The organism is Actinocorallia libanotica, from assembly GCF_039525175.1.
Taxonomy (GTDB): Bacteria; Actinomycetota; Actinomycetes; order Streptosporangiales; family Streptosporangiaceae; genus Actinocorallia; species Actinocorallia libanotica.
This window is the reverse complement of the sequence record NZ_BAAAHH010000001.1, coordinates 604,712-625,745: the sequence shown is the minus strand read 5'-3', so window position 1 is coordinate 625,745 and position 21,034 is coordinate 604,712. Positions and strand designations below refer to the sequence as shown.

The following is a 21,034-nucleotide window of genomic DNA, read 5'->3' as shown; positions in this document are numbered from 1 at the left end:
GTGCTGATGATCACGATGGCCGCCGCCGCGCACACCGCCACCACGCCGGCCCCCCAGCCCGCGATCCGGCCCGGCCGGAGCCGCCGGGCCGGCCGGGCGGCCCCGGCGTGCGCCAGGAGCCGTGCCCTGGCCTCCGCCTCGGCCCGCCGCCGCCCGTTCTCCTCGTCGCCCGCCGGTCCCGTCGGCCACGGCTCAGCCACGGTCGATCCCCTCCTGCTCGAGTGCTTCCCTGAACCGGTCCCGGGCGTTCCTCAGCCGGGACTCCACCGCGGCGACGGGCAGGTCGAGCGCCCGCGCCACCTCCTCGTAGCCGACGTCGGCGCAGGCCACGAGCAGCAGGACGTCCCGCGCCCCCGGGGACAGCTCCGCCAGCCGGGCGGTCAGCCGCCCCTCGTGCTCGTCCTCCAGACCGGCCGGACGCGCCGCCTCGGCGCGGCCGTCGCGCCGCTTCTCGTCCTCGAGCCACTGCCGCCGGACCTTCTTGGCGGCGATGGCGAACAGCCAGACTCCGGCCGGGCCCTGCGGGTCGTACTTGTGCCGCCGGTCGAACGCGGTGAGGAACGTGTCGGCGGCGACGGAGGCCGCGGCGTCCTCGGCCAGCCAGGACGAGGCGAACTCGTGGACCCTGGCGTAGTACCGGTCGAGGAGCACCGCGAACTCCTCGGGCCGCTTCAGCGACCGCGCGACCACCTCGGCGTCGCTCAGGCCGTCCGCCTGGGCGGCGGCCGCGACCGGTTCGGCCCTGACCGGTTCGGGCATGACCGGCTCGGTCCTGACCTTCTCGGCCTTGACCGGCTCGGGCGCGACCGCCACCGGTGCCGCGATCGTGTCCGCCCCCGCGGTCACGATCGGCTCCGCCGCGGCGGCGGGGGTCTCGGCCAGGTCGAGGCTGTCGCGCAGGTCCCGCGGCTTGAGGAAGAGCACCGCGACGAGGCCCACGACGGCGATGCCGGTGGAGACCAGGAAGATGTGGCCGGTGCCGTCGCCGTAGGCGGCGCGCACGATCTCGCGCAGCGGCGCGGGGATCGCGGCGACGTCCAGGGTGCCGCCCTGGTCGCCGGTCACCGGGACGCCCGCCGCGGCGAAGCCCTTCTTGATCGACTCGGCGACCTTCGACGCGAGGATCGCGCCCAGGACCGAGACGCCGATGGTGCCGCCCAGCGAGCGGAAGAACGCCATCGCGCCGCTGGCCGCGCCCAGGTCCTTCATGGACACGTCGTTCTGGACGATGAGGACGAGGTTCTGCATGGACATGCCGACGCCGGTGCCGATCAGCACCATGGCCGCGCCGACGAAGACCAGCGAGGTCTCGTGGTCGATGGTCGACATCGCGAGGAAGCCGACGGTGAGCACCGCGAGGCCGATGACGATGTGCGGCTTGACCTTGCCGGTGTTGGAGATGATCCGTCCGGAGACCGTCGAGGACACCAGCACGCCGAACATCATCGGGATGGTGAGCAGACCCGCCTCGGTGGGCGAGTAGCCGCGGCCGATCTGGAAGTACTGGCCCAGGAAGACCGAGCCGCCGAACATCGCCATGCCGACCGCGGCGCTGCCGATGATGGCCAGCGCGGGAGTGCGCTGCTTCACGATGCGCACCGGGACGACCGGCTGGGCCGCGCGGTTCTCCACCCACACCGACAGGGCGAGCAGGACCGCGCTGGCGCCGACCATGGCGGCGGTCTGCCAGGACAGCCACGCGAACTCGCCGCCGACGAAGGTGATCCAGATCAGCAGGATGCTCACCCCGGCCGCGATGAGCGTGGCGCCCAGGTAGTCGATCTTGACGTCCGCGCGGCGGACCACCGGGAGGTGCAGGGTCTTCTGCAGCGTGAAGAAGGCGACCGCGATGAAGGGCAGCGGGAGGAAGAAGCACCAGCGCCAGTCCATCGCCTCGGTGATGAAGCCGCCGATCAGCGGTCCGCCGACGGTCGCCACCGCCATGACGCCGCCGAGGTAGCCGTTGTACCGGCCGCGGTCCTTGGGCGAGATCATCGCGGCGATGATCACCTGGATGAGCACCTGGACCGCGCCCATGCCCAGGCCCTGCACCGCCCGGAAGAAGATCAGCTGCCCGGTGTTCTGGGAGAAGCCCGCGCCCAGCGAGGCGAGCAGGAAGATCACGATGCCCGCCTGCAGCAGCAGCTTCTTGCTGAAGAGGTCCGCCAGCCTGCCCCACAGCGGCGTGGAGATGGTGGAGGTCAGCAGCATCGCGGTGACGACCCAGGTGTACTGCGACTGGGTGCCCTTGAGCGCGCCGATGATCTGCGGCAGCGCCACCGAGACGATCGTGCTGCTCATCATCGCCACGCCCATGACCGTGAGCAGACCGCTCAGCACCTTCATGATCTGGCGGTGGCTCATCGGCTCGGACTCGGTATCCGTCACCCGTTTCCTCCCGTTCTGTCCGATTAACGGGTCGAGGTTACCTGCACTTCGCGAAAGTTTGCACATTGGGCATAAATCTCGGATTCCGCATAAGCTGACCTGCATGAGCACCTCTTCGGGACTGCAGGAGCGCGCCTCGGGACTGCGCGAGCGCAAGAAGGCAGAGACGCGCCTGGCCGTCCACCGCGCCGCGCTCGACCTCGTCGCCGAGCACGGCTTCGACGGCGTCACCGTCGAGGCCATCGCCGATGTGGCGAACATCTCCCGCCGCACGTTCTTCAACTACTTCACCGACAAGGCCGACGCCGTCATGTACGGCGAGGAGGCCCGCTTCCGCGAGCTCATCGCCGCGGTCCGGTCCCGCCCTCCGGGCGAGGGCGGCTGGCAGGCCCTGCGCCGCGCCGCCGAGGACCTGACCGAGCGCCGGGGAGAGCCCGACCGCGAGGCGGTCCTGCGCGGCAAGCTGACCCGCCGCCACCCCTCCCTGCTCGCCCGCCAGATGGCGGGGTTCGGCCCCCTGGAGCGCGAGCTGGCCCAGGCGATCACCGAACGCGACGGCGACGGCGGGATGCGACCCCGCGTCCTGGCCGCCGCCTACACCGGCGCGGTGCGGGTGGCCAACATCACCTGGCTGGAGAAGAAGCAGGGCGGCACCCTGCGGGACATCCTCCTCGCCGCGCTCGACGAGCTGGAGAAGCCCTTCACCCGGTGACCGCCGTCACGGCACGGCGGTTCAGCGGGCGCGCAGCGAGCACCAGACGCGCTCGGGCAGCAGCTCGGACGCCTCCGCCAGGTCGATCCCGGGGGCTCCGGCCAGCCAGCGGCGGGTGGTCTCGGCGGCGGCCCCGATGAGCAGCATCTCCAGCAGGGCCGGCGGCAGGTCGACGACCTCGCCCGCGGCGACGTGCGGCCGCGCCCAGTCCGTCATGCGCCGCAGGAGCGGCTCCTTGGCGGCGGCGATCGCCGCGGCGTGGGCGGGCAGGAACGCCGCGTAGGCGGAGGCGTGGACGAAGCCGGCCTCCGCCCGGTGCTCGGCGGCGAAGCCCAGGTAGGCGCGGACCGCGGCGAGAACGCCTTCGCGGGCGTCTTCACACGGTTCGAGCGCGGCGGCCATCGCCTCCAGCAGCGCCGTCATGCACCGCGTGTAGAGGGCGGCGGCCAGCCCGTCGAAGCTCCCGAAGTGGTGGTAGAGGCTGCCGCTGCTGACCCCGCTCTCCTTGATGACGGCGCTCATCGTGAAACCGTCGCGGCCGTCGCGGGCGTAGACGTCCAGCGCGGTGTCCAGCAGCTTCTCCACCGTTCCGGCGGTGGCCCGGTGCCTGGGGGACATCAGGAGACGTCGAGCGCGGCCGACGCGTCGGCCCACAGTCTCTCGGCCAAGGCGGTGTCCAGAGCCACGGGCTCCAGCGGGGTCTCCTTGTCCACGTCGAAGTAGGCGCCGGACGCCGCGGGCGGGTCGGTGACGAGGCGCGCGACGGGCCGTCCGCCCGCCTCGGGCGGCTGCCAGGTGCGCTTGATGGCCTTGAGCAGCAGGCCCACCGGGCCGCGCCGGTCGCCCAGGCCGGTGCGGATCACGCCGGGGTGCAGTGCGTTGACGGTCACCCCGGCATCCTTCCAGCGTTCGGCCAGCAGCGGGAGCATCAGGAGGTTCGCCAGCTTGGTGTCGGCATAGGTGCGGATGGGGTGGAAGTCCGCACCGGTCGGCGTCCGCTCCGGATCGACCTTCCCCTTGACGTAAAGGCCGGCGCTGACCCGCACGACGGCCGAGCCGCTCGCCTTGAGCCGCTCCTCCAGCAGGTGGTCGAGCAGGAACGGCGCCAGGTGGTTGGTGAAGAAGGCCTGCTCGAAGCCGTCGGCGTTGAGCTCCCGCCGGGACGGCCAGATCCCGGCGTTGTGCACCAGCGCCCGGATGTCGGGGAAGCGCTCGCCGAGCACGTCCGCCAGCGCGGCGGTCCGCGCCCGGTCGGCGAGGTCGCCGACCACCAGCTCGGCGCCCGCGCCCAGCCGCGCGACCGCGGCCTCGCCCTGCTCCCTGCGCCGCGCCACCAGCACGACCTTCAGCCCGCGCGCGGCCAGCAGCTCGGCGGCGGCCAGGCCGATGCCCCGGTTGCCGCCCGTGATGATCACGACTCCTCGTTCCGTCATGGCACGAAGGTAGCCGTTTCCAGAGAGAGTCTCTAGAGACTTTCTCTGGAATTTCGCCTCACCCCGGACGGCCCGCCACCAGTCGGCGCAGCAGCGCGGTCAACTCCGCCCGCTCGGCCCCGTCCAGGGCGGCGAACCACTCCCGCTCCCGCGACGCCTGGAGCTCGAAGGCCTCCCGCACCCGGCGCTCCCCCTCCGCCGTGAGCTCCGCCGTGACGGCGCGCCGGTCCGTCGGGGACGGGCGGCGCGCGACGAACCCGCCGCGCTCCAGCGTGTGCAGGGCGTTGGTGACCGCCGAGCGGCTCATCCCCGACAGCTCCGCCAGCCGGACGGGCATCGTCGGCCCCAGAAGCCAGAGTGTCAGCTTCTCGGCCCTGAAGGGCCGAGCTCGCAGCTCTTCACCACACCTGGCAGGTGTGGTTCAGGCCGCGTCGTCGGCAGCGTGACTCACTGCCCAGACCACCTCACCGCGCTGGGCGATGGTGCAGCCTGCGTTCACATCGGCGTGCTCAGCGAAGCCGCACGACGTGCAAAGAAAAGTGGACTGATCAGGCCGGTTACTCCGGCTGATGTGATGGCAGCGGCTGCACTCCTGCGAGGTGTGGCGGGGATCGACGAACACCACCGGAACCCCGGCCAAGGCGGCCTTGTAGGAGACGAACGCGCCGAGCTGCGCGAACGACCAGGAATGCAGCGTGACCCGCTGGGGCTTACGAAGCCGTACCCTGTCCCGGATACCGCCCAGGTCTTCCAGGGCGATGCCGCGGCAGGTGCGTTGAGCCTCGGCCACGATCTTCTTGGCGATGCGGTGATTGGTGTCGGCCGCGAACCGCGCCTCCCGGCCTGACAGCTTGCGCAGGAGCCGTTTGGTGGACTTGGTGCCCTTCTTCTGCAGCTTCTGGCGCAGACGCCGGTTGCGGTGGCGGACCTGGTTGAGGTGCTTACCTGCGTACCGGTCGCCGTCGCTGGTGGTGGCGATGTTCACGATGCCCAGATCCACACCCAGAAAGGCGACCGGATCGGCCGGCGCGAGCTCGGGAACCTCGCAGGTGGCGTACAGGTACCAGTTACCACCCCGCACCACCAGGTCGGACTCCCCGCGCCGGTACTCGGTGAGCATCTTCCACCGGGCCGGCGAGCACTCGAACGCGATGTTCTTCACGCGGCCCTGGACGGTCCAGATCGAGACGGTACGGGCATCCAACTGCCAGGACAGGCACCGGTCGTCGAACGGCTGGGCGGCGTCCTTACGGAAGCTCACCGGCTTAAACTCTGCGGCTTTTCGTCGTTTGGAACCTTCCCCCCTGTAGTTCCCGGCCTCCAGATTCGCCTTCAAAGTGGCGTAGGCTCCGGCGGCCTTGCGTACCGCGTGGAGGGCGGGCTGAGCGGACAGGCCCATCGCCTTCAGCTCGCCGTACACAAGCCGCTGGAGCGACTGCTTGGCTTTTACGCCGGTCTCGAACGCGCGCCGAGAAGCATGATTGGCGGCCTGGTTACAGGCGTGCAGCGTCTCCCGCAAAGCCACCGCGGTGGCCTCGTCCGGGAGGAGCTTCACCTGCACCACGAGTTTCACGGCCTCAACGTATCGTCTTGTCCATATCGCCGAGACGGGTTCCGAGCGCGAGGAGATCTCGCTGCGGTACAAGAAGCTCGCCGGGTTCGATCCCGCCGGGCTCAACGAGCGCGCGTCCTGGTCGGCGCACCGCGACGCGCCGGTACTGGCGCCGCTGGCGGCCTTCCGCGTCACGCTCGCGCCCGTCCGGCACCTCGGGCGCACCCAGTGGGGCGACCGCCGCGTCGTCGGCCCGTGGACGCACCTGGGGCAGGACTCGGCGGCGGGCGAGCTGCTCTTCGGCGCCTCCGCCGCGGCCCGCACGTCCGGGCTGGAGCAGGCCCAGGTCGCGTTCCTGGCCGGGAACCAGGACGGGCCCGCCGTGCGGATCTTCGTCATGGGCGCGAACGCCTGGCGCGAGGAGGAGTCGTGGCCGCCGGCCCGCGCCGTCCCCACGCGCTTCCACCTGCATCCCGGCGGCGTGCTCTCCACCGGCGCCCCGGCCGCGGACGCGGCGCGGTCGGTCTTCCCGCACGACCCGGACGACCCGGTGCCCACCCTCGGCGGCGGGCTGCTCCTGCCCGACCCGCGCAACGCCGGCCCCCGCGACCAGCGCGAGGTCGAGCGGCACCCCGGCGTCCTGTGCTTCACCACCGAGCCGCTCGAGCACGACCTGGAGGTCACCGGCGAGCTGAGCGCCACCCCGCGCTGGAGAAGGCCGAGCAGACCCTCTTCCACGACGCCGGACGGCCGTCCTGGATCACCCTGCCCGTCATCCCCTGAGCGGGGTCACGCCCATTCGGGCCGGTAGGCGGGGTGGTCGGAGTACTGCGCGGCCAGGCCCCTGAGCACGTCCTCCAGGACGCCGCTGCCCGGCACGCCCCGCTTCCGCGCCCACTGCTCCTTCTCGTAGAGGGCGAGCAGCCTGCGCTGCGCCGCCGTCTGCCGCAGCACCCGGCGCGGGTCCATCCGCGCGACGTGCTCGGCGTACGCCTCGTTCTCCGCCGTCGCCACGAAGGAGCGCTCCAGCGCGGCCTCACCCGCCTGGTCGACCCTGACCGTCCCGCCGGCCGCCACCTTCCACGCGGCGCTCATGCAGGCCCGCGCCACCGCCTCGTCACGGTCGAGTCTCGCCCGGAGGAACGTCACAAGATCTTCCACCCCTTCATCTTGCGTCCTCCCGGCGCGTTCCGCACCCGGAACCTCCAAGCCCGCCGCCGTCGCCTCCCCTGCCGGGCGAAACCACCCCGGATCCCCTTTTCCGATCACCGGCGGCATACTTGGCCCCGACCCCGAACGACCCCCGGAAGGCACCCATGCTCTCTGTATCCCTCGACACCCTCCGCGTCTTCCTCCACGTGCTCGCCGCCACCATCTGGGTGGGCGGCCAGCTCACCCTCGGCGCGCTGGTCCCGGCCATCCGCGGTTTCGAGGGGGTGACCAAGGTCGCGGCGCGCCGCTTCAACCAGGTCGCCTGGCCCGCCTTCGCCGTCCTGGTCCTCACCGGCGTGTGGAACATGCTCGAGATGAGCGACGACGTCCCCTCCGAGTACCAGATGACCCTCCACGTGAAGCTGGTCTTCGTGATCCTCTCCGGCGTCGCCGCCTTCCTGCACACCCGCGCCACCTCCAAGGCCGGGCTCGCCGCCTGGGGCGCCATCGGCGCCGTCACCGCCCTGGTCTCCCTCTTCTTCGGCGTCCAGCTCGGCTGACGCCCGCCGCCCGGGCACGCGTCCCCGCGAGGGGCGCGGCCCGGGCGGCGCGGTTCACGCCACGAGGGACAGGGAGTCCAGGTCCAGGGCGTGGTGGGCGTGGCGGGTGACCATGGTGCAGAACATCTCGTCGCCGCGGTCGGTGCGCTCCACCAGCATGGAGGCGCCGACGCCCATCGCGATGCCGTGGAAGGCGTGCTCGCGGTAGGCGGTCCAGCAGTCGTCCCAGCTCAGGGGAGTGCCGTTCGAGGTGAGGGCGGCGTGGTAGCGCCGGACGAGGGTGTGCTCGTGGGCGCGGCGCGCCTCCACGGGGAGGCTGGAGCCCAGCAGGTAGGACAGGTCGGACAGCGGGGAGCCGTAGGCGCAGGTCTGCCAGTCCAGGATGACGGGGCGGCCGCGCCCGAACAGGAGGTTGTCGGCGCGGAAGTCGCCGTGGGTGAGGGTGAAGGGGCCGGAGCCGGGTGTCAGGTAGGCGCCCAGGCGCGGCAGGAAGCCCTCCAGGAGGGCGAAGACCTCGGGCGTGAGGTCGTCGGCGTAGCGCTCGCGGAAACCCTCGTACAGGCCGGTGATCAGGGCGGCCGTGAACTCGGCGGAGGCCGCGTCGTGGCGGTTCAGCCACGGCAGGGCCGCCAGGTCGGGCGAGTCCCAGCCGGCGGCGTGCAGGAGCGCCAGCTCGTCCACGACCGCGGCCGCCTCCTCCACGGTGATGCCGGCGAGCTGGTCGCCGGGGCGCGCCGGCGCGAGGTCCTCTAGGAGGACGGCGTAGTCGTCGCTCCCGGGGTCGTGGGCGCTGAAGTGGCAGACGGGGACCGCCGAGGCCAGCCCCCTGGCCAGGTGGGTGTAGAAGCCCGCCTCGATCTCGTAGGTGCGGATGGCCCTGGCCGCGGCGCGGCTCTCCGGGTCCAGGGCGGGCACCTTGGCGATCAGGGTGGCGGGCAGGTCGGCGGGGCGGTCGTAGGCCAGGGAGAGGCGGAAGGTGTCGGAGACCTGACCGGTGCCGACGGGGGCCGTCTCGACGCCGGTCACCTTCACTCCCGCGAGCCGGGAGGAGAGCGCCTCGTTCAGCCAGTCGGCGGTCAGTCCGGAGGCTCCGGAGAGGGCCAGGGAGCTCACCGTCCCGCCTCCGGGGCCTCGGCGAGGTAGGACCAGCCGTGGTCGCGCCATCCGGGCGGCTGATGCCATTCGGTCCAGCCGTGTCCGACGCGGCCGTCCTCGGTCTCGAAGCGGCACAGGGCGCGCGGGAAGCGGGCGGAGACGCCGTCCGGGGAGGTCATCGCGACGGGCGCGAACGCCACGGGCGTCGCCGTCATCGGGGCGCCCTTCAGCCGGAGCCGCGAGAGCTCCGGCAGGTCGTCGTCGCCGAACACCGTCTCGACGCCGAAGCCGTCGAGGTGGACGGGCGCCTCCTGCGGCGCGGCGGCGAACGACGGCCAGTCCAGCGGGAAGCCGATGTTGGCCTGCATGCCGTGGAACCAGGTGTCGTCCTGGAGCCTTCCCGACGTCCAGAGCCACGAGACCGACCACCAGTCGCGCTCGCCCCACGAGTGGTCGCGCTCCCCCGAGCCGGTGATGGCGAAGGTCTCGTCGCCGACCCGGACGGTCCCCGAGACCGTGCACGGGATCTCGTAGCGCGGCAGGTCCTTGTACGGGTAGACGCCGCCGACGGTCTGCCATTCCAGGTCGAAGACGAGCCGGGTGGTCTCGGCGGCGGCGAGGTCGCCGTACGCCCGCGTCGCGTCGGGGAGGACGTGCGCGGTGCCGTCGAGGGTCACGCGCGCCGGGCCGAACGGCTCCCGGATCTCCTGCGCGGCGAGGTAGGAGTCCGTCTTCACCGTCGTCTCACCGGGTGCGGGCAGCGGCGCCTCGTTGTCCGCGAGGAGGACGAGCGGGCGCCCGGGACCGGTCACGCAGGCCCAGTACCAGGCCTTCCCCCAGTTCGGGTACAGCCCGAGCCGGACGTAGCCGCCGAGCGATCCGTCCTCGGTGACGAAGTCGAAATAGTAGGACTCGTTCCACAATGTCCCATCAGCGGGAATATGGCGTGACTCGTCCGCCGCCGCGAGCCGCCAGGTCCCGTGTTCCACGATCCGCACCATGCGAGCGCCCTCCTCTGACCCGTGTGCGCCGACAATGCCACAGATCACCAGAACTAGAACAGAGTTCAATATCTCCGATTCGCCGCTCACGCGCGGAACGTCCGATGTCCCGGAACGCGTCTCGGCAGACTCATGGCCGCGACGCACTTCCGGCAAAGCACAGGAAAGCCCGGGAAAGGGATCACCAGAAACGCTCTGAACTGCGCATACCGGGGATTTGGCGGTCACGGTAGGGGGAGGTCCTGTGCGGGTGTCACTGACAGTGACGCACGATACGACGGGGGAAAGCATGGACGACGTCTTCACCGTTCTGGAGAACGGCCACCGGGAGATCAAGCGCATGTTCCGCGAACTGGAGAGCTCGCCGAACAGCGCCAACGGTGCCAACCAGGCGGCGCTGGCCCGGCGCCGTCAGCAGGTCGACCGGCTCATCGCGGAGCACTCCCAGCACGAGTCGGCCGAGCAGGAGTACTTCTGGCCCGCCGTCCGCGAGCTCATGGCGAACGGCGCGCAGCTGGCCGAGCAGGGCGTCCGGCAGGAGAAGTCCGCGCAGCAGACGATGGCCGACCTGCGCAACATCGACCCGCAGGAGCAGAAGTTCGAGGAGCTGCTGCGCACCGCCGCCCAGGAGATCAAGGCGCACATCGACTTCGAGGAGCAGCAGGTCATCCCGGCGCTGCGCAAGGTCATGGACCCGCAGCGGGCCCAGCAGATGGGCGCGCAGATCGCGCAGCGCAAGCAGGCCGCCGCCGAGGGCAGGGGCCGCCCGCACGCCGCGCCGCGACCCGGCGCGCTCAAGGGCACCGCCCAGGCGCGCAACGCCGGCGGCTCCCAGCGGCAGCAGGGCCAGCAGGGCCAGCAGAACCAGCAGGGCCAGCAGCAGGGCCAGCAGGGTCAGAAGCGCGGCCAGCAGCAGAACCGGCAGCAGGGCCAGCAGCAGGGCCGCCAGCAGGCCCAGCAGAACCGCGACCGGCAGGAGCAGGAGCAGGAGCGGTCCCGGGGCCGGGAGAAGCCCATGGACCCGATGGGCAGCGGTCGCTGACCACCGGAGGCCGGGCGCGCCAGGCGTCCGGCCTCCCCCTTTTTCCCTTCGCATTCCTTCCGACGCTCGCGGCACGCCGGGGAGACGACATGGACCCACGGAGATGGCCGGTCTACCGGCAGCTCACCGGAGGCGACCGGCTCGGCCGGGGCGCGGCGGCGCGGTCGGAGCGGACCGAGGACCTGCGCCCGCGCACCGCGACGGCCGACCGCGTCGTGAAGTCGGTGTGCCCGTACTGCGCGGTCGGCTGCGCGCAGAACGTCTACGTCAAGGACGGCAGGGTCGTCCAGGTCGAGGGCAACCCCGACTCGCCGGTCAGCCGCGGCCGGCTGTGCCCCAAGGGGTCGGCGACGCTGCAGCTCACCACGGGGCCGTCCCGCGAGCACCGGGTGCTCTACCGGCGTCCGCACGCCGCCCACTGGGAGGAGCTGGACCTGGAGACGGCGATGGACATGGTCGCCGACCGCGTCCTCGCCACCCGCGAGGCCACCTGGCAGGAGGAGGCCGACGGCAACCGGGTGCGCCGCACGCTCGGCATCGCCAGCCTGGGCGGGGCGACGCTCGACAACGAGGAGAACTACCTCATCAAGAAGCTGTTCACCGCGCTGGGCGTCGTCCAGGTGGAGAACCAGGCGCGGCTGTGCCACAGCTCGACCGTCTCGGGCCTGGGGACGTCCTTCGGCCGCGGCGGCGCCACCATGTTCCTGCAGGACCTGCAGCACTCGGACTGCATCGTCATCCAGGGCTCCAACTTCGCCGAGGCCCACCCCGTGGGCTTCCAGTGGGTGATGGAGGCCAAGGCGCGCGGGGCGACGGTCATCCACGTCGACCCGCGGTTCACCCGCACCAGCGCGCTGGCCGACCTGCACGTGCCGATCCGCGCCGGGTCCGACATCGCCTTCCTCGGCGGGATCATCAACCACGTCCTGCAGAACGACGCGTACTTCCACGATTACGTCGCCAACTACACCAACGCCTCGACCATCGTCTGCGAGGAGTTCCAGGACACCGAGGACCTCGACGGGGTGTTCTCCGGGCTGAACCGCGAACGCCATTACTACGATCCCAGGTCATGGCGGTACGAAGGGATGGGGACCGTGTCCCCGGCCTCCGGCGCGCGCGACGCGGAGTACGAGGAGCGGATGCACCGCATCAGCGACTCGGGGCACTCCGAGAGCCACGGAGCGGGCGGCCCGGCGCTCGGCCCGGGGACCCCCGAGACCGACCCCACGATGCGGCACCCCCGGTGCGTCCTGCAGATCCTCAAGCGGCACTACTCCCGCTACACGCCCGAGATGGTGCAGCGGACCTGCGGGATCACCCCGGAGCTGTTCGCCCGGGTCTGCGACGCGCTGGTGCGCAACTCCGGCCCGGACCGCACGAGCGCGTTCGCGTACGCCGTCGGCTGGACCCAGCACACCGTCGGCTCGCAGTACATCCGGACGGCGTCGATCCTGCAGCTGCTGCTGGGCAACATCGGCCGTCCCGGCGGCGGGATCCAGGCGCTGCGCGGGCACGCCAGCATCCAGGGGTCCAGCGACATCCCCACCCTCTTCGACCTGCTGCCGGGCTACATCCCGATGCCGCACGCGCACGCCCACGAGACCCTCGACTCCTTCGTCGTGGCGGACTCCGCGCAGAAGGGCTACTGGGGGAACATGCGCGCCTACGTCGTCAGCCTGCTCAAGGCCTGGTGGGGCGATGCGGCGCGGCCGGACAACGACTTCTGCTTCGGCCACCTGCCGCGGCTGACCGGCGACCACAGCACCTACACCACGGTCCTCGCCCAGATGCGGGGCGAGTGCAAGGGCTACTTCCTGCTCGGGGAGAACCCCGCCGTCGGCTCGGCCAACACCCGGCTGCAGCGGCTCGGCATGGCGAACCTCGACTGGCTCGTCGTGCGCGACTTCTCGCTGATCGAGAGCGCGACGTGGTGGAAGGACGGGCCGGAGATCGAGACCGGCGAGCTGAACACCCGCGACATCGCCACCGAGGTCTTCTTCTTCCCGGCCGCCTCCCACACCGAGAAGAACGGCAGCTTCACCAACACCAACCGCTGGCTGCAGTGGCATGACGAGGCGGTCGAGCCGGCCGGGGACGCGCGCAGCGACCTGTGGTTCATGTACCACCTCGGGCGGATCATCCGGGAGAGGCTCGCGGGGTCCACCGCCGCGCGGGACCGGCCGGTCCTCGACCTGACCTGGGACTACCCGGTGGAAGGGCCGCTGGACGAGCCGAGCGCCGAGGCGGTCCTGGCGGAGATCAACGGCTACGGCCCCGACGGCGCGCACCTGGCGACCTCCTCCCAGCTGCGCGACGACGGGACGACGAGCTGCGGCTGCTGGATCTACTGCGGCGTCTACAAGGACGGCGTCAACCAGGCGGCGCGCCGCAAGCCGGGGAGCGAGCAGATCTGGACCGCGCCGGAATGGGCGTGGGCGTGGCCGGAGAACCGGCGCGTCCTGTACAACCGGGCGTCCGCCGCGCCCGACGGGACGCCGTGGAGCGACCGCAAGGCGCTGATCTGGTGGGACGGCGAGACCGGCCGGTGGACGGGCCACGACGTGCCGGACTTCAAGCTCGACATGCCGCCCTCCTACCGGCCCGATCCCGGCGCCACCGGGCCCATGGGCCTGAGCGGCACCGACCCGTTCATCCTCCAGGCCGACGGCAAGGGGTGGCTGTTCGCGCCCACCGGGCTGGTGGACGGGCCGATGCCCACGCACTACGAACCGCAGGACTCGCCGTTCGACAACCCGGTGTACGGGCAGCGGCGCAACCCCGTCCGGCAGCTGTTCCCCAACCCCTACAACCGGTACCACCCGAGCGGCTCGGACCCGGGCTCGGACGTCTTCCCGTACCTGATCACCACCTACCGGCTCACCGAGCACTTCACCGCGGGCGGGATGAGCCGCTGGTCGCCCTACCTGTCGGAGCTCCAGCCGGAGGCGTTCTGCGAGGTCTCCCCCGAGCTGGCCGACGCAAGGGGGCTGGAGCACGGCGGGTGGGCGACGCTCGTCACGGCCCGCAACGCCATCGAGGTGCGGGTCATGGTGACCAGGCGGGTGCGCCCGCTGCGGCTGAACGGGCAGGTCGTGCACCAGATCGGGCTGCCCTACCACTGGGGGCCCAACGGCTACAGCACCGGGGACTCGGCGAACGAGCTCGCGTCCGTCGCGCTCGACCCGAACGTGCACATCCAGGAGGTCAAGGCGTTCAGCGCCGACATCCGCCCGGGACGGCGCCCGCGCGGAGCCGCCCTGCGGACCCTGGTGGAGGAGTACCAGGAGCGGGCGGGCATCACCGCGACCACCGGAACGGAGGTGTGAGGGATGGGACTGCTCAGCGGACCCGAAACGAACGTCGCGGCCGACGCCGGGCACGTCGACCCGCCGCCGCGGATGGGCTTCTTCACCGACACGTCCGTCTGCATCGGATGCAAGGCGTGCGAGGTGGCCTGCAAGGAGTGGAACGCCATCCCCGAGGACGGGCTGGCGTTCACGGGCTGGTCGTACGACAACACGCAGGAGCTGGGTTCGGACTCGTGGCGGCATGTGGCGTTCATCGAGCAGCCCGTGCCCGACGGGGACGGGGACGGGCGCGACGGCGTCCGGTGGCTGATGGCCTCGGACGTGTGCAAGCACTGCACGCACGCGGCCTGCCTGGACGTCTGCCCCACGGGGTCGCTGTTCCGCACCGAGTACGGCACGGTCGTGGTCCAGGAGGACATCTGCAACGGGTGCGGCTACTGCGTGCCCGCCTGCCCGTACGGCGTCATCGAGCGGCGGGAGGAGGACGGCCGCGCCTGGAAGTGCACGATGTGCTACGACCGGCTCGGCGACGGCCTGGAACCGGCCTGCGCCAAGGCGTGCCCCACCGACTCCATCCAGTTCGGCCCCCTGGAGGAGCTGCGCACCCGGGCGGCGAGCCGGGTGGCGCAGCTGCACGTCGCGGGGGTCTCCGACGCCCGCCTGTACGGGCACGACCCGGCCGACGGGGTGGGCGGGGACGGCGCGTTCTTCCTGCTCCTGGACACCCCCGAGACCTACGGGCTGCCGCCCGACCCCGTCGTCACCACCCGCGACCTGCCCGCGATGTGGCGGTACGCAGGTATCGCCGCCCTCACCCTTTTCGGCGGTATCACCGCCGTCTCGATGTTCGGGAGACGCCGATGAGCGAGTCAGTCGTCACCAAGGAGGGCGTGCGCGGCCAGCGCCCCGGCCGCGAGGCGAGCCCCGCCGCGCTGCGCTCCACCCGGGACTCCATGGTCCCGGCGGCGGAGTTCACCTCCTACTACGGCCGCTCCATCCTCAAGGAGCCGCCCTGGGCCGCCACCGACATCGCCGGCTACTTCTTCCTCGGCGGCCTCGCCGGCGCCTCCTCGGTGATCGCGGCGGGCGCCGACGCGGCGGGCCACCGCTCCCTGTCCACGGTGAGCAAACTGGGCGCCCTGGGCGCCATCGGCATGTCCACCGCCCTGCTCATCCACGACCTGGGCGTCCCGTCCCGCTTCCCGAACATGCTCCGCGTCTTCAAGCCGACGTCGCCCATGAGCGTGGGCTCCTGGATCCTGGCCGTCTACGGCCCCTCCGCGGGCCTGGCCGCCGCCACCCACGTCACCCGCCTGTTCCCCCGCCTGGGCACCACGTCCACCGCCCTGGCCGCCCTCACCGGCCCCGCCGTGGCCACCTACACCGCCGTCCTCCTGTCCGACACCGCCGTCCCCGCCTGGCACGAGGCCCACCGCGAGCTCCCCTTCGTCTTCGCGGGCTCCGCCGCGTGCGCCGCCAGCGGCCTGGCCCTCACCCTCCTCTCCCCCACCCGCCACGCCTCCCTGCGCGCCACGGCCTTCCTGGGCGGCCTCCTGGAACTCACCGCCAACCGCCGCATGCGCCGCAACCTGGGCTTCCTCGCCACCCCTTACCACCAGGGCCGCACCGCCCTCCTCACCCGGGCGGCCCAGACCCTCACCACCACGGCCGCCCTGACCGCCCCCTTCCTCCGCACCCGCCGCTCCGCCTTCCTCTGCGGTTCCGCCCTCCTCCTCGGCTCCGCCCTCACCCGCCTCTCCGTCTTCGAAGCCGGCCGCACCTCCGCCACCGACCCCGCCTACACCGTCATCCCCCAACGCCTCCGCAAGCAGCAGCAGACCAGGGCCCTCCCCGCCCCCGTCGACTGACGGCCATCACCGGCTTTGAGAGTCAACCGCCTTCTCTTTGGGAGATATCGAGAAAAGTCTCACAGGGTGGTGCAATGACATAGTCGAAGGGACACCTCTTCGCGTGGAAAGGCGCCTCCGGTATGACCGAGGAAGACATCATCCGTTTCGTGGCCGGGCTGCCCGGCGTCGTGGCCGAGACCGCCGATGCGGACAGCGGGGCCCCGGAGATCGCCTGGGGCGATTCGTTCTTCTTCTACGATCCCCGGGCGGACACTCCCGCCGAGCGGCGGTTCCCCTTCGCCACGATCGTCACCAAGGACTATCCGGGCTTCGACGAGGACTCGGCGCTGGATCGGGACGGGGTGTTCCGGGTGAACATCGCGGTCGGGCGGGAGGCCTTCCAGCGGCTTTTCGGGCACTCCCCCGCCGCCCATGCCGAGCACCGCGCGGGCTTCGACCCCACCGCGCAGGACCGGCTCCTTCCCCATCCGGTGTACGCCGTTCAGGGGTGGGCCTGCGTCCTGAATCCGGGCGAGGCCACCGGGCGGCAGGTCCGCGCCCTGCTGGAGGAGGCGCGGGAGCGCGCGGCCCGGCGCCATCGCCCGCGTTCCTGAGCAGGTCGGTCCTGCGGGACGCGGAGGACGGCCGCGCCCTCGTCCAGGTCGAGACGAGAACGGCCGTGCAGGTCGAACGCGCCGGGGCGGTGGCGGGTTCCGGCCCCGGCTCGCGCATCCTTCCACCGCGCGGGCCTGGAAGGGCCGTAAGATCAAGGGCCGGGGCGACGCCGTCCTGCGCCTCCCCGCGCCCCGGGCCCTCGCCGCGGCGAGGGCGGCACACCGGGGCAGGCCCCATTCCATCGTCCGAGCCCGCACGAACTCCGAACCCGTTCTCCTCGTCCACCACTCAGGGACCCATCGCGGCGGCTTCCCCCTTCCCGCCACCGCCACCCTGATCACCATCGACGCCGACGGCCCCTGGAGCCTCACCCGCATCTGACCGACCCCGCCTTCCGGCCCGAGCCCGAGACATGTTGTTGACGCAAACAGACGACGCGAGACACGACCCTCCGACGAGCCGCGCCCCCGGCCCTCCCCTGCTGGAGATCCCCGGCGGCGAGGTCACCCTGCGCGACGAGAGCACCAAGGCCACCTGGACGGCCGAGGTCGCGCCCTTCCTCCTGGCGGTCACCCCCGTCACCCGCGAACTGCACCTCGCCCTCACCGGACACGCGCCCGGCGCGCCCGGCGCCCCGCTCCTCCCCGTCACCGAGATCTCCTGGCTGGAGGCGGTCCGCTTCTGCAACCTGCTGTCCGAGGCGTCGGGGCTCACCCCCTGCTACACCCTCACCGACGACCCCAACGCCCAGGACGTCGCCTGCGACCCGCACGCCGACGGCTACCGCCTGCCCACCGAGGCCGAGTGGGAGCACGCGTGCCGCGCCGGCACCCCGGGCCCCCACTACGCCCCGCTGGACGGGATCGCCTGGTACCGCACCAACTCCCGCGGCGTGCTGCACGAGGTCGCCACCAAGGATCCCAACCCCTGGGGCCTGCACGACATGCTCGGCAACGTCTGGGAGTGGTGCTGGGACCGCTACGACCCCGTCGTCTACGGCCCCTACCGGGTCTTCCGCGGCGGCGGCGCCCACGACCCCTCGTGGAGCTGCCGCGCCGGCACCCGCCGCAAGAGCCATCCCACCTTCCGCATCGACGATCTGGGCTTCCGCCTCGCCCGCTCCCTCTGACCCCCGCTTGGAACGCGCCAGAGCACGTCTTCGCTGATCGTCTGGTGATATGGGGCGGTTTTTCGGGAATAAGGCCATCGAAGCCTGGCGGAATCGGGGGCCGCATGACCAGTTCGCAGACCGGAAACGACAAGGAACCGGTAAGGAGAGACCTCCGCGGGCGGTGGCGGGTGGCACTGGCCGCCATCGCGGTGACGGGGGCCGTGGCGATGACCGGATGGGCGCTGGGAGCGCCTCCCGGCGGCGCGCTGCCGTCGGGAGTGCGGCCCGCGGAGCCCGCCTCGCCGCCGCAGAACGGGGGAATGGAGAAGATGCGGGTCCTGGTCCCCACGGAGCAGGCGCCGAAGGACTCCTGAGCCTCAGGAGAGCAGGTCCGGTATCCGGGCGAGGCCGTCCACGCGGGTGAGGCGCTCCGCCAGGGCCGCGGCCTGGTCGCGGATCTCCGGGATGGCGGTGGTCTCGTAACGCAGGCCGCGGAGCGGCGGGCCCAGGGTGAAGACGCGCTCGTGCGGGCGGCCTGCGGCGTCCAGGAGCGCGCCCTCCGCGGTGGCGTCCAGGCCCAGGCCGAGGGAGTCCGGACGGGCGGCGCCGGACAGGAACAGGGTGTGCAGGAAGGGGTCGGCGGCCAGGTCCCGCGCGGGGCCCGTGCCGTTGACGACGTGGCCGACGCGCAGTTCGCGGGGGCCTTCCGGGGTGTCGAGGCCGACCAGCACCCCGTCGCCGAGGTCGGTGGCCGAGACCGGTTCGCCGCGCAGGACGCGCAGCCGTCCCGAGTCGCGCAGGGCGTCGACGCGGGCGGCCGTCTCCGGCGGGATCCGGTGGCGGTGGATCTCCCAGTAGCGGGAGGCCAGGGTCAGGAAGCGGCGGCGGTCGCCTTCGGGGAGCCGTTCCCACAGGGACGGGACGTGCGGGCGCAGGCCGTCGATGATCGCGTGCCATTCACCGCCGTTCGCCCGGATCGCCGCACGGACGGTCCGCATGAGCACGGCCAGGGTCAGCGGCCCTTCGGGCAGGGGGATGGATCGGGGCGGCGGCTGGGGACATCGGTGGCGCGCCGGGAGGAGCCCGTGCCGGGAGACGGCGTGCACGACGGTGCCGGGGTGGGCGCCGGTCAGCGTCACCGCGAGGTCGACCATGGTCAGGCCCGTGCCGACGACCAGGACGGGACTTCCGTCGCCCCGGCCGTCCAGGGCGCCCGGAGCCCAGGCGTCGGGGACGTACCGGTCGCCCGCCCGGAGGTGCGGCCACGCCGCGGGCGGCCGGTTGCCGGTGGCCAGCACGACGGCGTCCGCGGGGAACGCGCGGCCGTCGGCCAGGCGCACGACCGGCCGCTCCCCGGTGGTGAGCGAGACGACGGCGCCCGTCACCTCCTCCACCCGGCTCCCGGGACGGGACGCGCGCGCCTCGGCGAGCACGGAGCGCAGGTACTCGCCGTAGAGCCGGCGCGGGAGGTAGTCGGTGTCGGCGGCGTCCAGGCCCCGCGCCCGCACCCAGTCCAGAAGGTGCTCGGGCTCGTCCGCCAGCGCGCTCATCCGTGCGGTGCAGGCGTTCAGCAGATGCCTGGAGTCACCCGTGGAGTAGGCCTGGCCCAGGCCGTGCCGCCCGTCCTTGTCGATCATCACCAGCCGTGGCGCGCCGTGCCGGAAGGCGCGCAGGACGTGGACGGCGGTCAGCGTGCCGCTCGCACCGCCGCCGACGATCACGACCACCGGTCCGTCCTGTCTGCATGCCGTTTCCTCGAACATCCTCGCAGAGTAGTACACATTTCCCACAGGGATGATAGACAATAGGGGTGTGTCGTCCCGGACGCGATACGGCGCCGCGTCCGGGACGGCCCCTGCCCTCAGCCGCCCAGCCAGGCGCCGTGGAAGCCCTCGGGCACCCGGCGCGGCAGCCGCACGGACGCCACGTGCGCCAGGTCGCGGGCGTCCAGGACGCGCAGCTCGGCCCGGGAGCCGATGAGCGAGAGCAGCCAGCCGTCGTCCTCGGCGCCCGCGCCATCGGGGTCACGCGGGACGAAGACCGCCTCGCCGGGCGCGCCCTCGGTCGGGTGGACGACGGTGGAGCCCGTGGCGGTGTCGTACTTGACGATCTCCCCGTGCCGCACCGCGTAGAGGCGGGTGTAGGGCAGCCCCGTGCGGCGGTCGTCGATGGTCGGGAACTCGACGGGGCGGTCGTCCAGTGCCTCCCCCTTCGCGCTTCCGGCGACGGGGTCGAACGTCCAGCGGTGCAGGCCCGACCCGCCCGCCTGCGCGGCCGGATCGGCGGCTCCGCCGATGCCCTCCAGCACCTTCACGAAGACGTCGCGCGGATAGTGGACGGCGTCGACGACGACCCGCCCGGCGGCGTCCTCCCAGGCGTTGCCGACGTGGAAGACGTAGCAGGGCTCGACCTCGAACCAGCGGACCTCGCCGTCTCCGCGGCGGGGCATGAGGCCGACGCGCGCCCCGTACCCGTCGTCCCAGCGGTACGGGAGACCGGTGCCGATCATCTCCAGGTCGAACACCACGGGGAGGTCCAGCCAGACGACGTGGTTCTCGGTGATGGCGAAGTCGTGCATCATCGTGGGCCCCGGAACCGGGATCTCCCGGCTCTCCACCAGCTCGCCGGACGCGTCGGCCCGGTGGTAGGTGAGGTGGGGAGGCGCGAACCCGTAGCCGAAGAAGTGCAGCTCCCCGGTGCGCGGGTCCTCCTTGGGGTGCGCGGTCATCGCCGTGGTGAGCCTGCCGCCGAAGTCGCAGGCGCCCACCGTCCCGAGCCCGCCGTCCACCTCGTACGGCAGGCCGCTCTCGATCAGCGCGAGGGTCCGCCCCGCGTGGCGGATCACGTTCGTGTTCGCCGCGACGGCCGACAGGTCGATCCCCGACCTGCCGAGGAACGGCCTCCCGGCGAACTGGCCGGTGCGCACCCACCGGTTGCGGTACCACTCGGCCCGCCCGTCGCGCAGCCGTATCCCGTGCAGCATCCCGTCGCCCAGGAACCAGCTGCCCGGGTCGCGCCCGGGCAGCGGGTTGGGCCCGTTGCGCAGGTAGCGCCCGTCCAGCTCCGCCGGAAGCACGCCTTCGACGGCCAGCTCGCCCGAGCTGATCTCATCGGGGACGGGCGCGAAATCACCCTGCAGATACGAAGCGGTCATGGGGGGAGACTCCGTTCGACGCCGGATCAAGGACCCCGATCATCACCGCCGCCGGAGG

At 72.2% G+C, this 21,034-nt stretch carries 21 protein-coding genes; 10 read left to right on the top strand and 11 right to left on the bottom strand.

The genetic code is table 11. The features are described 5' to 3' along the window. The coding region (locus ABD140_RS03050; protein ID WP_344236403.1) for a hypothetical protein at nucleotides 1–200 on the bottom strand (200 nt) is incomplete at its 3' end. Beyond that, nucleotides 193–2,388 (bottom strand): MFS transporter, encoded by a 2,196-nt coding sequence (locus tag ABD140_RS03045; RefSeq protein ID WP_486303338.1) that lies wholly within the window; start codon nucleotides 2,386–2,388, stop codon nucleotides 193–195. The genes ABD140_RS03050 and ABD140_RS03045, both read right to left, overlap by 8 nt. Before the next feature lie 103 nt (nucleotides 2,389–2,491). On the opposite strand from ABD140_RS03045, the gene ABD140_RS03040 reads away from it, so the two are divergent. Beyond that, nucleotides 2,492–3,100 (top strand): acyl-CoA-like ligand-binding transcription factor, encoded by a 609-nt coding sequence (locus ABD140_RS03040; protein ID WP_344236401.1) that lies wholly within the window; start codon nucleotides 2,492–2,494, stop codon nucleotides 3,098–3,100. A 21-nt stretch (nucleotides 3,101–3,121) separates the two neighbouring features. Here the strand turns inward: ABD140_RS03040 and ABD140_RS03035 are convergent, their stop codons facing one another. The 4 genes from ABD140_RS03035 to ABD140_RS03020 all read right to left on the bottom strand — a co-directional run bounded on the left by ABD140_RS03035 (nucleotide 3,122) and on the right by ABD140_RS03020 (nucleotide 6,106). Beyond that, nucleotides 3,122–3,718: a TetR/AcrR family transcriptional regulator gene (locus tag ABD140_RS03035; RefSeq protein ID WP_344236399.1), complete on the bottom strand. Its 597-nt coding sequence runs from the start codon at nucleotides 3,716–3,718 to the stop codon at nucleotides 3,122–3,124. Next, nucleotides 3,718–4,533 carry an SDR family NAD(P)-dependent oxidoreductase gene (locus ABD140_RS03030; RefSeq protein WP_344236397.1) on the bottom strand — a complete coding sequence of 272 codons (816 nt, stop codon included), beginning with the start codon at nucleotides 4,531–4,533 and terminating at the stop codon, nucleotides 3,718–3,720. The genes ABD140_RS03035 and ABD140_RS03030 overlap by 1 nt, the downstream gene beginning before the upstream one ends. Nucleotides 4,534–4,591: 58 nt before the next feature. Next, a complete protein-coding gene (locus tag ABD140_RS03025; protein ID WP_344236433.1) occupies nucleotides 4,592–4,882 on the bottom strand; it encodes a MarR family winged helix-turn-helix transcriptional regulator in 291 nt (96 codons plus the stop codon). 72 nt (nucleotides 4,883–4,954) lie between these two features. Beyond that, on the bottom strand, nucleotides 4,955–6,106 hold the full coding sequence (locus ABD140_RS03020; RefSeq protein WP_344236395.1) for an RNA-guided endonuclease InsQ/TnpB family protein: 1,152 nt from the start codon (nucleotides 6,104–6,106) through the stop codon (nucleotides 4,955–4,957). Here ABD140_RS03020 and ABD140_RS03015 point away from each other — a divergent pair. Continuing rightward, nucleotides 6,063–6,896 (top strand): CocE/NonD family hydrolase, encoded by an 834-nt coding sequence (locus ABD140_RS03015; RefSeq protein ID WP_344236393.1) that lies wholly within the window; start codon nucleotides 6,063–6,065, stop codon nucleotides 6,894–6,896. The two genes, ABD140_RS03020 and ABD140_RS03015, sit on opposite strands and share 44 nt — an antisense overlap. Here the strand turns inward: ABD140_RS03015 and ABD140_RS03010 are convergent. Further along, a complete protein-coding gene (locus ABD140_RS03010) occupies nucleotides 6,875–7,246 on the bottom strand; it encodes a DUF6221 family protein (protein WP_344236391.1) in 372 nt (123 codons plus the stop codon). The two genes, ABD140_RS03015 and ABD140_RS03010, sit on opposite strands and share 22 nt — an antisense overlap. 155 nt (nucleotides 7,247–7,401) lie before the next feature. Between ABD140_RS03010 and ABD140_RS03005 the strand changes: the two genes are divergently transcribed. Then, nucleotides 7,402–7,797: a CopD family protein gene (locus ABD140_RS03005; RefSeq protein ID WP_344236389.1), complete on the top strand. Its 396-nt coding sequence runs from the start codon at nucleotides 7,402–7,404 to the stop codon at nucleotides 7,795–7,797. A 54-nt stretch (nucleotides 7,798–7,851) separates the two neighbouring features. Here the strand turns inward: ABD140_RS03005 and ABD140_RS03000 are convergent, their stop codons facing one another. Then, nucleotides 7,852–8,910 carry a phosphotransferase gene (locus tag ABD140_RS03000; protein ID WP_344236387.1) on the bottom strand — a complete coding sequence of 353 codons (1,059 nt, stop codon included), beginning with the start codon at nucleotides 8,908–8,910 and terminating at the stop codon, nucleotides 7,852–7,854. After that, nucleotides 8,907–9,893, bottom strand: a complete 987-nt coding sequence (locus tag ABD140_RS02995; protein ID WP_344236385.1) for a DUF7064 domain-containing protein — start codon at nucleotides 9,891–9,893, stop codon at nucleotides 8,907–8,909. The genes ABD140_RS03000 and ABD140_RS02995 overlap by 4 nt, the downstream gene beginning before the upstream one ends. Before the next feature lie 289 nt (nucleotides 9,894–10,182). Here ABD140_RS02995 and ABD140_RS02990 point away from each other — a divergent pair, with 289 nt between their 5' ends. The 7 genes from ABD140_RS02990 (at nucleotide 10,183) to ABD140_RS02960 (ending at nucleotide 18,196) form a co-directional block, all read left to right on the top strand. Beyond that, nucleotides 10,183–10,935 carry a hemerythrin domain-containing protein gene (locus tag ABD140_RS02990; RefSeq protein ID WP_344236383.1) on the top strand — a complete coding sequence of 251 codons (753 nt, stop codon included), beginning with the start codon at nucleotides 10,183–10,185 and terminating at the stop codon, nucleotides 10,933–10,935. An 89-nt stretch (nucleotides 10,936–11,024) separates the two neighbouring features. Continuing rightward, on the top strand, nucleotides 11,025–14,264 hold the full coding sequence (gene fdh / locus ABD140_RS02985; RefSeq protein WP_344236381.1) for a formate dehydrogenase: 3,240 nt from the start codon (nucleotides 11,025–11,027) through the stop codon (nucleotides 14,262–14,264). 3 nt (nucleotides 14,265–14,267) lie between these two features. Next, on the top strand, nucleotides 14,268–15,110 hold the full coding sequence (locus ABD140_RS02980) for a 4Fe-4S dicluster domain-containing protein (protein WP_344236379.1): 843 nt from the start codon (nucleotides 14,268–14,270) through the stop codon (nucleotides 15,108–15,110). Beyond that, on the top strand, nucleotides 15,107–16,114 hold the full coding sequence (gene nrfD, locus ABD140_RS02975) for an NrfD/PsrC family molybdoenzyme membrane anchor subunit (RefSeq protein WP_344236377.1): 1,008 nt from the start codon (nucleotides 15,107–15,109) through the stop codon (nucleotides 16,112–16,114). The genes ABD140_RS02980 and nrfD overlap by 4 nt, the downstream gene beginning before the upstream one ends. Nucleotides 16,115–16,236: 122 nt before the next feature. Continuing rightward, nucleotides 16,237–16,710: a DUF6194 family protein gene (locus ABD140_RS02970; RefSeq protein WP_344236375.1), complete on the top strand. Its 474-nt coding sequence runs from the start codon at nucleotides 16,237–16,239 to the stop codon at nucleotides 16,708–16,710. Nucleotides 16,711–17,189: 479 nt separating this feature from the next. Further along, nucleotides 17,190–17,840 carry a formylglycine-generating enzyme family protein gene (locus tag ABD140_RS02965; protein ID WP_344236431.1) on the top strand — a complete coding sequence of 217 codons (651 nt, stop codon included), beginning with the start codon at nucleotides 17,190–17,192 and terminating at the stop codon, nucleotides 17,838–17,840. A 104-nt stretch (nucleotides 17,841–17,944) separates the two neighbouring features. Further along, nucleotides 17,945–18,196: a hypothetical protein gene (locus ABD140_RS02960; RefSeq protein ID WP_344236373.1), complete on the top strand. Its 252-nt coding sequence runs from the start codon at nucleotides 17,945–17,947 to the stop codon at nucleotides 18,194–18,196. Nucleotides 18,197–18,199: 3 nt separating this feature from the next. Here the strand turns inward: ABD140_RS02960 and ABD140_RS02955 are convergent, their stop codons facing one another. Together ABD140_RS02955 and ABD140_RS02950 are read right to left on the bottom strand one after the other, a co-directional pair. After that, on the bottom strand, nucleotides 18,200–19,585 hold the full coding sequence (locus tag ABD140_RS02955; RefSeq protein ID WP_344236371.1) for an FAD/NAD(P)-binding protein: 1,386 nt from the start codon (nucleotides 19,583–19,585) through the stop codon (nucleotides 18,200–18,202). A 98-nt stretch (nucleotides 19,586–19,683) separates the two neighbouring features. Then, entirely contained in the window at nucleotides 19,684–20,976 is a 1,293-nt protein-coding gene (locus ABD140_RS02950) for a carotenoid oxygenase family protein (protein ID WP_344236370.1), read from the bottom strand. Nucleotides 20,977–21,034 lie beyond the last annotated feature (58 nt).

Coding starts and splice junctions, on each gene's coding strand:
- ABD140_RS02950 (WP_344236370.1), bottom strand. CDS start 20,976: ATGACCGCTTCGTATCTGCAGGGTGATTTCGCGCCCGTCCCCGATGAG.
- fdh (WP_344236381.1), top strand. CDS start 11,025: ATGGACCCACGGAGATGGCCGGTCTACCGGCAGCTCACCGGAGGCGAC.
- ABD140_RS03005 (WP_344236389.1), top strand. CDS start 7,402: ATGCTCTCTGTATCCCTCGACACCCTCCGCGTCTTCCTCCACGTGCTC.
- ABD140_RS02970 (WP_344236375.1), top strand. CDS start 16,237: ATGACCGAGGAAGACATCATCCGTTTCGTGGCCGGGCTGCCCGGCGTC.
- ABD140_RS02955 (WP_344236371.1), bottom strand. CDS start 19,585: ATGTTCGAGGAAACGGCATGCAGACAGGACGGACCGGTGGTCGTGATC.
- ABD140_RS02960 (WP_344236373.1), top strand. CDS start 17,945: ATGACCAGTTCGCAGACCGGAAACGACAAGGAACCGGTAAGGAGAGAC.
- ABD140_RS02980 (WP_344236379.1), top strand. CDS start 14,268: ATGGGACTGCTCAGCGGACCCGAAACGAACGTCGCGGCCGACGCCGGG.
- ABD140_RS03030 (WP_344236397.1), bottom strand. CDS start 4,533: ATGACGGAACGAGGAGTCGTGATCATCACGGGCGGCAACCGGGGCATC.
- nrfD (WP_344236377.1), top strand. CDS start 15,107: ATGAGCGAGTCAGTCGTCACCAAGGAGGGCGTGCGCGGCCAGCGCCCC.
- ABD140_RS03040 (WP_344236401.1), top strand. CDS start 2,492: ATGAGCACCTCTTCGGGACTGCAGGAGCGCGCCTCGGGACTGCGCGAG.
- ABD140_RS02995 (WP_344236385.1), bottom strand. CDS start 9,893: ATGGTGCGGATCGTGGAACACGGGACCTGGCGGCTCGCGGCGGCGGAC.
- ABD140_RS02990 (WP_344236383.1), top strand. CDS start 10,183: ATGGACGACGTCTTCACCGTTCTGGAGAACGGCCACCGGGAGATCAAG.
- ABD140_RS03035 (WP_344236399.1), bottom strand. CDS start 3,718: ATGTCCCCCAGGCACCGGGCCACCGCCGGAACGGTGGAGAAGCTGCTG.